The sequence below is a fragment of the Humibacillus xanthopallidus genome (assembly GCF_006716675.1).
In the GTDB taxonomy this organism is placed as follows: Bacteria; Actinomycetota; Actinomycetes; order Actinomycetales; family Dermatophilaceae; genus Humibacillus; species Humibacillus xanthopallidus_B.
The window spans coordinates 603,247-615,255 of the sequence record NZ_VFPM01000003.1 but is presented as its reverse complement, the minus strand read 5'-3'; the positions used below and the strand labels follow the sequence as shown (position 1 = coordinate 615,255).

The 12,009-nt window shown below is 72.3% G+C and carries 8 protein-coding genes and 1 pseudogene; 3 read left to right on the top strand and 6 right to left on the bottom strand.

The window, feature by feature from the left end; genetic code table 11:
- Position 1: 1 nt before the first annotated feature.
- The 3 genes from FBY41_RS17910 to FBY41_RS17900 are packed head-to-tail and all read left to right on the top strand — an operon-like array spanning position 2 to position 2,768.
- Positions 2-466 (top strand): PPOX class F420-dependent oxidoreductase, encoded by a 465-nt coding sequence (locus tag FBY41_RS17910; RefSeq protein ID WP_141845615.1) that lies wholly within the window; start codon positions 2-4, stop codon positions 464-466.
- Between the two features lie 4 nt (positions 467-470).
- Complete coding sequence (gene coaE, locus FBY41_RS17905; protein WP_141845614.1) at positions 471-1,667, top strand: dephospho-CoA kinase; 1,197 nt, start codon at positions 471-473, stop codon at positions 1,665-1,667.
- Between the two features lie 51 nt (positions 1,668-1,718).
- Positions 1,719-2,768, top strand: a complete 1,050-nt coding sequence (locus tag FBY41_RS17900) for a lipoate--protein ligase family protein (protein ID WP_141845613.1) — start codon at positions 1,719-1,721, stop codon at positions 2,766-2,768.
- A 46-nt stretch (positions 2,769-2,814) separates the two neighbouring features.
- Here FBY41_RS17900 and FBY41_RS17895 read toward each other — a convergent pair whose 3' ends face one another.
- The 6 genes and pseudogenes from FBY41_RS17895 to FBY41_RS17870 all read right to left on the bottom strand — a co-directional run bounded on the left by FBY41_RS17895 (position 2,815) and on the right by FBY41_RS17870 (position 11,919).
- Entirely contained in the window at positions 2,815-4,098 is a 1,284-nt protein-coding gene (locus FBY41_RS17895; RefSeq protein WP_260439879.1) for an AGE family epimerase/isomerase, read from the bottom strand.
- The gene (locus FBY41_RS17890) at positions 4,095-7,145 is read right to left on the bottom strand and encodes a glycoside hydrolase family 38 N-terminal domain-containing protein (protein ID WP_141845612.1); all 3,051 of its coding nucleotides are present in this window, start codon (positions 7,143-7,145) and stop codon (positions 4,095-4,097) included. Before FBY41_RS17890 ends, FBY41_RS17895 begins: the two co-directional genes overlap by 4 nt.
- A 15-nt stretch (positions 7,146-7,160) precedes the next feature.
- Positions 7,161-8,016, bottom strand: a pseudogene (locus FBY41_RS17885) (carbohydrate ABC transporter permease).
- A 98-nt stretch (positions 8,017-8,114) separates the two neighbouring features.
- Positions 8,115-9,071: a carbohydrate ABC transporter permease gene (locus FBY41_RS17880; protein WP_141845611.1), complete on the bottom strand. Its 957-nt coding sequence runs from the start codon at positions 9,069-9,071 to the stop codon at positions 8,115-8,117.
- Between the two features lies 1 nt (position 9,072).
- Positions 9,073-10,446 carry an extracellular solute-binding protein gene (locus tag FBY41_RS17875; RefSeq protein ID WP_141845610.1) on the bottom strand — a complete coding sequence of 458 codons (1,374 nt, stop codon included), beginning with the start codon at positions 10,444-10,446 and terminating at the stop codon, positions 9,073-9,075.
- Between the two features lie 171 nt (positions 10,447-10,617).
- On the bottom strand, positions 10,618-11,919 hold the full coding sequence (locus tag FBY41_RS17870) for an ROK family protein (protein WP_260439878.1): 1,302 nt from the start codon (positions 11,917-11,919) through the stop codon (positions 10,618-10,620).
- Positions 11,920-12,009: the final 90 nt, after the last annotated feature.

The window sequence follows — 12,009 nt, the reverse complement described above, 5'->3', positions numbered from 1 at the left end:
CGTGCCCCGCCAGATCGCCACGAACACGAGCGTCGACCGTGAGGCCCTGCTCGACTTCGTCCGTCCGCGCCACTCGATGGTGCTCATGACGGCCCGGTCCGACGGGCGCCCCCAGGCCTCACCCGTCACCGGCGGCGTCGACGAGCAGGGTCGCATCGTCATCTCGACCTACCCCGAGCGCGCCAAGGCGGCGAACGCCCGCCGGCGCCCGGAGGTGTCGGTGCTCGTGCTCTCCGACGACTTCGGCGGTGAGTGGGTCCAGGTCGACGGCGACTGCGAGGTCATCGACCTGCCCGACGCCGTCGAGCCGCTCGTCGACTACTTCCGCTCCATCTCGGGCGAGCACCCCGACTGGGACGAGTACCGCCAGGCGATGCGCGACCAGGGCAAGTCGCTGCTGCGCATCACGCCCACTCGCTGGGGCCCGGTCGCGCGGGGCGGCTTCCCGGCGCGGATGGCCGACTGACGCCGTGCTGCGTGTCGGTCTGACCGGAGGCATCGGGTCGGGCAAGTCGAGCGTCGCATCGCGGCTGCGGGCCCTCGGCGCGCACGTCGTCGATGCCGACGCCGTGGCTCGCGAGGTCGTCGAACCGGGCACGGAGGCCCTGCGCCTCATCCGGGACCGCTTCGGCAGCGCCATGATCCGCGAGGACGGCACCCTCGACCGAGCAGGGCTCGCCGCCGTCGTCTTCGGTGACCGTGACGCCCTTCGTGCCCTCGAGGCGATCACGACGCCGGCCATCACCGCGCGCGTCACGACGCTCCGACGTGAGGCTCCGGCCGACGGCGTCTCGGTCTTCGACATGCCGCTGCTCGTGGAGCGCGGGCTCTGGGTGCACGAGCATCTCACGCTCGTCGTCGACGTCGATGCCGAGACCCGGGTGCGGCGGCTCGTCGAGCAGCGTGGCCTCCCCGAGAGCGATGCACGGGCCCGCATCGCCGCCCAGGCGAGCGACGGCGAGCGGCGGGCCGTCGCCGACGAGATCGTCGACAACAGCGGCACGCCCGAGCAGCTGCGCGACGTCGTCGACGTCCTGTGGCGCAAGCGCATCGAGCCGTATGCCGCCAACCTCCGTGACGGCACACGGACTCGTCGCGTGGGGCGGGGAGCGGTGGTGCACCCGCGTGAGGACTGGGGGCGGGCAGGTGAGCGCGTCGTCGCCAAGCTCGCCGCGGCACTCGCGCCGACGGGTGTGGCGACCGAGGTCTCGCACATCGGGTCGACCGCCGTGCCGGGCCTGCTCGCCAAGGACGTCATCGACGTGCAGGTCGGCGTGCGGCACCTTGCCGAGGCCGACCGCGACGACGTCCGGCAGGCCATGCGCGATGCGGGCTACATTCTCTCCCAAGGCAACTCGGGCGACACCCCGAAGCCGGGCACCGACCCGGCCTCGTGGGGCAAGCGCTTCTACGGCGGTTGCGATCCGGCGCAGGTCGTCCACGTGCACGTGCGTGAGTTCGGCTCTCCCGGTTGGCGATTCGCGCTGCTCTTCCGCGACTGGCTCGTCCACGTGCCGGCGGAGCGAGAGGCCTACGCGACCGAGAAGCGTCGTCTCCTCGCCATCGACGACGACACCGACGCCTACGTCGCGGCGAAGGAGCCGTGGTTCGACGACGCGTGGCGGCGGGCGCAGGCCTGGGCCGACGAGACCGGCTGGCGCCCGTAGCGCGACCCGGCCGAGCGGCATACCCGGGGCGTCGGGGGTGTTGTGGTTGGCATGCGTGGTGAGTACAAGGTTCCCGGAGGCAAGCTCGTGGCCGTCGACCTCGAGGTCGACGGGGGGAGGCTCGGCGACGTCAGCGTGTCGGGCGACTTCTTCCTCGAGCCCGACGAGGCACTGGGCGACATCAACGCCGCCCTGCGCGGGTTGCCCGTCGACGCGGGGGTGGAGCAGCTCGCCTCCGCCATCCAGGGGGCGCTGGGCCCCGAGGTGGCGCTCATCGGTTTCACTCCGGAGGCTGTCGGCATCGCCGTGCGGCGCGCGCTCGGCAAGGCGACCGGCTGGCACGACCACGCCTTCGACGTCATCCCGGCCCGGGTGCTGCATCCGGCCGTGCACGTCGCGCTCGACGAGGTCATCGCCCACGAGGTGGGCTCGGGGGAGCGACCCCCGACGCTGCGCTTCTGGGACTGGGACAGTCCCCTCGTCGTCATCGGGTCCTTCCAGTCCGTGCGCAACGAGGTCGACCCCGAGGGCGCCGAGCGCCACGGCTTCGACGTCGTGCGCCGGGTCTCGGGCGGCGGCGCGATGTTCATGGAGCCGGGCAACTGCATCACCTACTCCCTCGTCGTGCCGGGCTCGCTCGTCGAGGGGCTGAGCTTCGAGCGGTCCTACTCCTTCCTCGACGACTGGGTCATCGGGGCGCTCGCCGACGTCGGCGTCGCCGCGCACTTCGTGCCCCTCAACGACATCGCGAGCGACCAGGGCAAGATCGGCGGGGCCGCGCAGAAGCGCTACGCCGACGGCACGGTGCTCCACCACGTGACGATGAGCTACGACATCGACGCCGACAAGATGCTCGAGGTGCTGCGCATCGGGCGCGAGAAGATGAGCGACAAGGGCCACCGCTCGGCCAACAAGCGCGTCGACCCGATGCGCTCGCAGACCGGCCTGTCACGCGAGGCCATCCTCGACGCCTTCACGGCGTCGTTCGCCGCACGGCACCGCACCCGGATCACCGACTACACGGACACCGAGCTCGCCGAGGCACAGCGCCTCGTCGACACGAAGTTCTCGACCTCGGAGTGGACCCACCGGGTGCCGTGAGCCGGCGCGGCACCCGGTGGGCGGGCCTGCCGCCGTTCCGGCGGTGTCAGCGCCAGGCGGCCTGCCGCACGGCGACGGACAGCGCGGGGGCGAGCGGGAGCCGGGGGACGAGCGTGGCACCGACCGCGTGGTAGAGGTCGGCCTTGCCGGGCCACACGGTGTCGGTGGGCACGTTGGCCGGATCGAGCTGGTGGTGCCACGACCCGTGCTCCTCGTCGATGAGCAGGAGGCGGATGTGGTCCCACCACGCCGCGTAGCGCTCGGCGTATGCCGGCTCGCCCGTGCGCTGGTGGAGCGCCGCAGCCGTCGCCGTCGCCTCGGCGGCGACCCAGTGCATGCGGTCGCGCACGACCGGTGTGCCGGACCAGTCGGTCGTGTAGACGAAGCCGGGATGGCCGTCGACCTCCCAGCCGTCTGCCACGGCCCGCTCGAAGAGCGACCTCGCCGCGTCGAGCGCGCCGGGGGGTGCCGCCTCACCAGCGGCCGTCGCTGCTGCCTCGCCGTGGAGGAGCAGCCGGGCCCACTCCAGCCCGTGGCCGATGGTCGCACCGTAGGGCTTGAAGGGGTCGTCGGGCCGGTCCGCGTTGTGCTCGAGCTGCGGCTGCCAGGAGTCGTCGAAGTGCTCGGGCACCCGCCAGTCGTTCTCGCGCGCCCAGCCGGCGACGCGTTCGAGGATGCCGAGCGCCCGCCGCCTGCACGTGGCGGCGGTCTCGGCGTCGTCGCCCACCTCGGCGAGCACGTCGGCCGCGGCGAGGAGCGCCTCGGTGGAGTGCATCGCGGCGTTGATGCCGCGGTAGCCGTCGAGCTGCTCGAAGGCGGTGTCCCAGAGGTCGACCGGCAGTCCTGCCCTGGCGTCCCAGAAGCGGCGGTCGTAGACGTCGAGCGCCTCCGCGAGGAGGGCGCTCGCCCCGGGTCGCCCGGCGGCGAGCGCCGTCGAGGCGGCGAGCACGACGAAGGCGTGGTCGTAGCAGGCCTTCCCGTCTGCGGGTCGGCCACCCGGCCCCACCGAGGGGAACCAGCCGCCGTGCTCGGCGTCGCGCAGCGGTCCGGTGAGCCCCGTCATCGCCGCGTCGGCGATCGGGGCGCTCCCCGGCACGCCGAGCAGGGCACCGAGCGAGTAGACGTGCACCGTGCGAGCGGTGATCCACGTGTGGATGCCACGGTCGGGCTCGGGTCGTCCGCGGGCGTCGAGCCAGAACGCGCCGCCACCGGGCGCCGCGCAGCGCTCGCCGAAGGCGAGCAGGGCCCGGCAGTGGTCGTCGAGCCAGGCCCGGTGTGTGGGCTGGTCGGGCCACGCGACCGCAGGCGTGGGCATGGGCGCGGCGTTCATGGGTGCCTCCGTCGGAGCCTCAGGGTCACGAGCTGGAAGGGTCGTAGCGCCAGTGTGCCATCGGCGTCCACGAGGGCCCGGGGCTCTGCGAGGGGTCGCTCGAGCAGGTCGGTCTCGACGATCTGCTCGACCTCGAAGCCGGGGACGAGCCGAGCGCGGGCCCGGCCACCGTGGGCCTCGTAGAGCCGGACGACGACGTCGCCGCTGCGGTCCTCGGCCAGCTTCACGGCCTCGACGACGACGGCCTCGCTGCCCTCGAGCCGCAGGACGGGCTCGGGAGCCGAGCCGCCGACGACCTCGCGCAGCGGGAGGTTGATGCGGTAGCCCTCACGCACGGCGTCCGGGATGCCGGCACCGACCACGAGCCCGACGCGGAGCCGGTGCGTGCCCTGATCGGCCTCGGGGTCGGGATACGCCGGGGCCCGCAGCAGCGACAGGCGAACCGTCGTCGTCGTGCCGCCGCCGTCACGCGTGGTGCGGCCGATGTCGTGGCCGTAGGTCGAGTCGTTGGTCACGGCGACACCCCAGTCGCGCTCACCGACGTGCACCCACCGGTGGGCGCACGTCTCGAAGCGAGCGACGTCCCACGACGTGTTGCTGTGCGTGGGCCGGTGGAGGTGGCCGAACTGGATCTCGGACGTCGCGCGGTCGGCGTGCACGTCGACGGGGACGGCGAGCTTGAGCAGCTTCTGGCGCTCGTGCCAGTCGATGTCGAGCTCGAGGCCGATGACGTCGCTGCCCGACTCCACGGTGATGAGCTGCTCCACCCGCGACGAGCCGAAGGACCGCTCGACGCGCACGACGACGCGCGCCGGGTCGGCCGAGACGACCTCGACGACGTCGGCCGACACGAGGTCGGTCGCGTGGCGGCGGTAGTGCTCGTCGATGTCCCAGGCGTCCCACTGCGTCGGGGTGTCGCGGTGCAGCTGGAGGAGCGCCCCGCGCGCCCCGGGGGGCAGCACCTCGCGCCCGTCCGCGCGCAGGTCGACGATCGAGGCGAGCAGACCGTCACCGTCGACGACGACGCGGATGATGCCGTTGTCGAGGACGATCTCGTCGCGGTCGCCACCGGACTCCACCACGACCGGAGCGGCGTGGGCCGCGCCGCCCGAGGACACGGCGCCGAGCGCGGGCGCCCCGGACGCCGCGTGCGGCGTGGCGTTGAAGACGATGCGCTGGTCGCCCGCCCCGGCGAGCTCACGGAGCGACGCGGCGACGAGGCCCTCGAGGACGTCGGCCACGGCGGCATACCGCTGCTCGGCCTCGCGGTGCACCCACGCGATGGACGTGCCGGGGAGGATGTCGTGGAACTGCTGGAGCAGGACGGTGTGCCACGCCTCTTCGAGCGCGTCGTAGGGGTAGGCCGTGCCGCTGCGCACGGCTGCCGTCGTGGCCCAGAGCTCGGCCTCACGGAGCAGGTGCTCGCTGCGGCGGTTGCCGCGCTTCGTGCGCGCCTGCGAGGTGTAGGTGCCGCGGTGGAACTCGAGGTACATCTCGCCGCTCCACACGGGCGGGTCGGGGTACTCGGCCTGGGCGTCGCGGAAGAACTCGTGCGGTCCGCCGAGCTCGACGCGCGGGGAGCCCTCGAGGTCGCGGGTGCGGGCGGCGGCCGCGAGCATCTCGCGCGTGGGGCCGCCTCCGCCGTCGCCGTAGCCGAAGGGGAGCAGGGAGGTGTTGGCGCGGCCCTTCTCGGCGAACTGGCTCTCGGCCCGGGCGAGGTCCTCGGCCGAGACCGTGGAGTTGTAGGTGTCGGCAGGCGGGAAGTGCGTGTAGATGCGGCTGCCGTCGATGCCCTCCCACCAGAACGTGTGGTGCGGCATCCGGTTGGTCTCGTTCCACGACGGCTTCTGCGTGAGGAACCACCGGGAGCCGGCCGCGACCGCGATCTGCGGAAGGGCAGCCGTGTAGCCGAACGAGTCGGGCAGCCACACGTCGAGCGGCTCGACGCCGAACTCCTCGGCGAAGAAGCGCTTGCCCGCGACGAACTGGCGGGCGAGGGCCTCCCCTCCGGGCATGTTCGTGTCGGACTCGACCCACATGCCGCCGACGGGCACGAAGCGCCCCTCGCGGACGCGCTCGCGGATCCGCTCGAAGAGCTCGGGCTGGCTGTCGCGGACCCACGCGTACTGCTGGGCGGAGGAGCAGGCGAAGACGAGGTCGTCGTCCTCCTCCATGAGGGCAAGGACGTTGGAGAAGGTGCGGGCGCACTTGCGGGCCGTCTCGCGGGTCGGCCAGAGCCACGCGGAGTCGATGTGCGCATGGCCGACGGCGACGATGCGGTGGGCCGTCGCGTCCGCGCGCGCAGCCAGCACGTCGCGCAGCACCGCGCGCCCGGCGGCGGCGGTGCCCGGCACGTCGTCGGGGTCCACGGCATCGACCATGTCCTCGAGCGCTCGCACGACCGCCGCCCGCCGGGAGGAGGCCGGCGGGAGCTGGTCGACGAGACCGACGAGGGCGTCGACGTCCTGGTGCAGCTCCCACACCGCCTCGTCGAGCTCGGCGACGTCGGCGGCTCGCCAGCGGTAGAGCGGGACGTCACCGGCGGTCGCGAGGTCGCCGAGGCGTGTCGGCTCGAAGGTGAACGCGCCGCCCCCGGCGACGTCGGGGTTCGACGAGGCCTCGAGGAGCAGGTCGACGCTCCCGCCGTGGGCCGCCTGCGCGAGGGGCACGTAGCGGTTGCGCGGGTGCAGCCCCTTGATGACCGTGCCGTCGGGGCGGTATGCCGTCGCCTCCGCCTGGAAGCCCGGCTGGGTGTCGGAGTAGCCGAGGTCGACGACGACCTCGAGCCGGGTGCCCTCGCCGCCCCACCCGTCGGGCACGCTGCCGGTGACCCGGAACCACGTCGTGCCCCACGGACGGCCCCACGGGGTGCCGGGCGCGACGGGCTCGTAGTCGTGGCCCACGGCCTCCGCGAACGGGACCGGCTCACCGGGGACGACCCACTGGTGGGCCGACAGCGGCGAGCGCCGACGGTAGAGCGCGGGGACGAGGCGCTCGCGGACGAAGCGCTCGACCCGCATCTCGACGAGCTTGGTGTTGTCGTGCACGACGGAGGATTCCTCTCAACCTTTGACGGAGCCGGCGAGGGCGAAGGAGCCGCCCGCAAGACGTTGGACCAGCAGGTACAGCACGAGCACCGGCACGGAGTAGATGACGGAGAAGGCGGCCAGCTGGCCGTAGGCGATCGCCCCGTTGGTGCCGAAGAACGTGTAGATCGACACGGCAGCAGGCTGCTTGGCCGGGTCGAGGAGCAGCACGAAGGGGACGAAGAAGTTCCCCCAGGCCTGGGTGAAGACGAAGATGAAGACGACTGCGAGGCCCGGCCGCATGAGCGGCACGACGATCCGGCGCAGGGCCTGCATCGCGCTCGCCCCGTCGACCCACGCCGCCTCCTCGAGCGAGATCGGCACGCTGTCCATGAAGTTCTTCATCATCCACACCGCCATCGGCAGCGACGTCGCGGCGAGGAAGAGGATCGTGCCCGGGAGCGAGTCCAGCAGGCCGAGGGCCACGAAGAGGGCGTAGACCGGCACCATGACCGCGGTGATGGGCAGGCAGCTCCCGAAGAGGATCGTGTAGAGGAACGCCCGGTTGAACCGCATCCTGTAGCGCGAGAGGGGATAGGCCGCGAGGACCGCGACGACGACCGTGATGCGCGGTCGACCCGGAGATGACGAGCGAGTTGAGCAGCGGCGTGTAGGTCAGCTCGGGACTCAGCACGGACCGGAAGTTCTCGAGGGTCGGCTCTGACGGGACCGTCACCGACACCGTGGCCGAGGGGTTGACCGAGGCCAGCAGGAGCCAGGCCAGGGGCACGAGGAAGGCGACGGCGACGAGGACGAGGGCGAGGCCCGCGGCGATGGCGGTCCCCTTCCGCGTCGGTGACGACAGCTGCGGCGGGGTGGGGCTCGGCCCCATGGGTCGGGCGACCGTGCCGGGCACGGCGATCGGGGAGCCGCCCCGTCGTGACGTCTGGGCGTCGACGGGCCGGCCCGCGCGGGTCGTGGACTCGGTCATCAGTCGACCTCCGGCTTGAGGGCCCGCACGTAGACGAGCGCGAAGACGGCGCCGATGACAAGGGTCACGGTGGCGATGGCCGTGCCGTAGCCCACCTGCGCGAACTTGAACGCCTGCTGGAAGGCGAGGACGGGCAGCGTCGTGCTCTGCGTGCCCGGGCCGCCTCCGGTCATGACCCAGATGAGGGTGAAGACCCCGAGGGTCTGCAGGGTCGTCAGCATCATGTTCGTCGCGATCGCCCGCCGGATCATCGGCAGGGTGATGCGGAAGAACCGCTGGAGCGTGTTGGCGCCGTCGATCTGGGCCGACTCCGTGATCTCCGGCGGCACCTCGGCGAGGGCCGCGTTGTAGACCATCATCGAGAAGGCGGTGCCGCGCCAGACGTTGGCGAGGATGACCGACAGCATCGGGAAGAGGATCAGCCACGACGGCCCGTCGATGCCGAGCCAGCCGAGCGCGGTGTTGAGGGTGCCCTCGGAGGAGAAGAACGCATACAGCGTGAACGCGGCGACGATCTCGGGAAGCACCCAGGCCATCACGACGAGGGCGCTGACGACCGACCCGAGGCGCTTCGGCCCGCTGCGCAGCAGCAGCGCGAGCGCCATGCCGAGGACGTTCTGGCCGATGACGGCGGAGGCGACGACGAAGAGCAGCGTGAGCCACGCGGCCTGCCAGAACTGCGCGCTCGAGAGGAGCCGGGTGTAGTTGTCGAGGCCGATGAACTCGGGATTGGCCGCCCGGTAGCCCGAGAGGGCCGCGTTGGTGAGCGAGCCGTAGAGGGCGTAGCCGATGGGGCCGACGAGGAAGATCGCCATGAGGGCGATGGCGGGCGTGAGGGGGAGCAGCCTCAGCGCAGTGCGGGCGGGCCCCTGCGAGGGGGCGCCGGGGCCGCCGGGCCGGGAGCGGAACGGAGCCCGCCCCCGGCGCGTCGAGCCCTGAACGTCCAGGGCGGTCATGTCACTGGGCCTGCGTCTTGTCCTGGCCGACGATGCCGACGAGCGACTGGTCGTAGGTCTGCGCGGCCGCCTCGGGGGTGGCGGCGCCGGTCGCCACGGACTCGACGGCCACCTGGATGTTGCCCGAGATCTGGCTGTAGTCGGGCGTCGCCGGGCGGAAGTGCGTGACCGGCACGAGGGAGGCGAAGAACTTGAAGGACGGGTTGTAGGACAGGTACTTCGGGTCCGTCGCCACGTCCTTGCGAACGGCGATCTGGCTGTTCTCGGTGTCGTACTTCAGCGCGTTCTCACGGCTCAGGGCGACGGCGATGAAGTCGACCGCGGCCTGCTTGTCGGGGGCGTTGGCCCCGACGGAGAGCAGCCACCCACCCGACATCGACGTCGCACCCGGTGCCTGACCCTTCTGGGTCGGCATCGGCGCGTAGCCGATCGTCTTCTCCCACTCCGGCCACGCGTTGTCGCCCTTGATCCACTGCCCGGGCAGCCAGGAGCCGTCGAGCGCGATGGCGAGCTTGCCCTGCGGCAGCAGCTCGGTCGAGACGCGGCTGCCGACGGTGGCGTCGAGTGCGAGGTCGAGGCTCGGGCCGAGCTTCTCGCCGTAGACGGTCTTGTAGAAGTTGAGGGAGTCCTTGAAGCCCTGGGAGCCGGTGACCCACTTCTTGGTGCTCGTGTCGTAGAGGGTGCTGTCGGTGCCGTAGAGGAGCATCTCGAAGCCCTGCATCGAGGTGCCCTCACCGGTCGACTTGCCGGCGTAGATGTTGAACGGCGTGACGCCGGGGACCTTGGCCTTGATGGTGCGGGCCGCAGTGAGCACGTCGTCCCACGTCTTGGGCTGCCACTCGGTCGGCAGGCCGGCCTTCGCGAAGAGCTCCTTGTTGTAGTAGAGCGCGCGGGTGTCGGTGCCCATGGAGACCCCGTAGGTCTTGCCGTCGTCGCCGAGGCCGGCCTGCTTGGCCGTGTCGTCGAACTGCGACCAGTCGCTCCACTTCGCCAGCTGCTCGTCGATGGGGGAGAGGTAGCCGGCGGCGGCGTCGGAGCGGACCTGGAAGCTGTCCTCGTAGATGACGTCGGGCGCGGTCGAGGGTGAGCGGTTCATGAGCGCGAGCTTGGTGAAGTACTGGTCCTGCTCGGCCTCGATGGGCACGAGCTTGACGGTCTTGCCCTGGTGGGCGGCCTCGTACTCCGCCTTCGCCTTCTTGAGGACGGCGTCGAGCTGCGTGAACTGGGAGGTGCGCTGGTAGGCGACGGTGAGGGCGTTGGTGTCGCCGCCGGCGCCACCTGACGCGCCCGAGCTGGAGGACCCGCACCCGGCGAGGGCGACGGAGATGGAGAGGGCGGCGGCGCTCAGCGCGACGGCACCGTGTCTGCGGTTCATAGTGGTGATGGCCCCTTTGCTATCGCCGAGTCCTCGTTGACTCGCGCTGCAGGCTTTTATACATCAAATGGAGTTATTGATGTCAAGAGGTCGCGATGAACTCACAGGGGGTGCGGCAGGGTGTCGACCGGCAGACCGCACCGTCGCGGGTCCGCGCGTGGCGGCCGGGGATCAGTGGGTGACGAGCAGGGTCGCCGAGCGCGGGCTGAACGCCTGGTCGAGCACGAGGCAGGCCGCGCCGACGGCCGCGACGTCGGCGCCGACACTCGTGCCGCGCACCGTGATCGGGTGGATCGGGGTGGCCACGGCGGAGCTGCGGACCAGCTCCGGCACGACGCGGAGGAAGACGGGCGCGAGGTGCTCCCAGAGCGGCCCGCCGAAGACGACCTGGTCGATGTCGAGCAGGTTGACGACGTCGGCCGCGGCCTTGGCGAAGCGGACCGCCATGTCCTCGAGCAGCTCCAGCGCGTCGGGGTCGCCCTGGGCGGCGACGGCGCAGAGCCGGCCCAGGGCATCGCCGACGACGTCGCGGTGGTCGGCGTCCTCACGGGCCGGGCTGCCCGGACCAGTCCGGTCGGGTGCGTCGAGCCCCGCGATGCCGCGCCGGCGTGCCGTCTCGACGACGGTCCGCGGCGAGCACACCTCTCCGATGCAGCCACGCTGGCCGCACGAGCAGGGTGGGCCGTCGGGGCCGGTGATGAGGTGTCCCATCTCGCCGGCGTTGCCCGACGTGCCGCGGTGCACCTCGCCGTGGAGCACGAGGCCCGCGCCGACCCCGGTGCCGATGTAGAAGAAGACGGCGCTGCCGGGCCCGCCGACCGCCCCGGCCCAGAGCTCGGCGACGACGGCCGCGACGACGTCCTTGTCGAGCAGGACGGACAGGCCGGTGGCATCGGCCAGCACGTCGCGCACGGCCACGCGGTCCCAGCCCGGGAGGTTCGGTGGGCGCATGAGCGTGCCCGTCGTGGCGTCGACCGGCCCGGGCGCGGCCACGCCCAGACCGACGATCCGGTCGGGGTCGACGCCGGAGGCGGCGACGAGGGCCGCGACCTCCTGGGCCACCTCACCGAGCACCTGCTCCGGGCCGAGCCCGGGTCGCAGGGGGCGGACCGAGCGCGCGACCGGACGCCCGACGAGGTCGAGCACGACGAAGGTCATGAGGGCGGGGTCGAGGTGCACGCCGACGGCGAAGCGGCCTCGCGGGGCGAGGCGCAGCAGCGTCCGCGGCTTGCCGGGCCCGACGCCGCGCTTGCCCGCCTCCTCGACGAGGCCGGTCTCGAGCAGCCGCCTGCAGATGTTCGACACGGTCTGGGGAGAGAGGCCCGTGAGCGCCGCGACCTCGACGCGGCTCAAGCCCTCGACGTTGCGACGGATGGCCTCGAGGACGACCACCTGGTTGTAGTCGCCGACGCGCGGCAGGTTGGAGCCACGGCGGGTCGTCGCCGGGGTCGTCACGGCCGAGGGGGCGTTCACCGCCTCATCGTGACACGCGCGCGGCGCGGGACGGACCCGCTTGCGCGAGTCGCCCCCGGGTCGAGGCGGCCCGGTCAGCGCGGGCGACAC

Excerpts from the sequence above, each read along its gene's own strand:
- FBY41_RS17900 (WP_141845613.1), top strand. The coding sequence starts at position 1,719 with ATGCGTGGTGAGTACAAGGTTCCCGGAGGCAAGCTCGTGGCCGTCGAC.
- FBY41_RS17895 (WP_260439879.1), bottom strand. The coding sequence starts at position 4,098 with ATGAACGCCGCGCCCATGCCCACGCCTGCGGTCGCGTGGCCCGACCAG.
- FBY41_RS17880 (WP_141845611.1), bottom strand. The coding sequence starts at position 9,071 with ATGACCGCCCTGGACGTTCAGGGCTCGACGCGCCGGGGGCGGGCTCCG.
- FBY41_RS17875 (WP_141845610.1), bottom strand. The coding sequence starts at position 10,446 with ATGAACCGCAGACACGGTGCCGTCGCGCTGAGCGCCGCCGCCCTCTCC.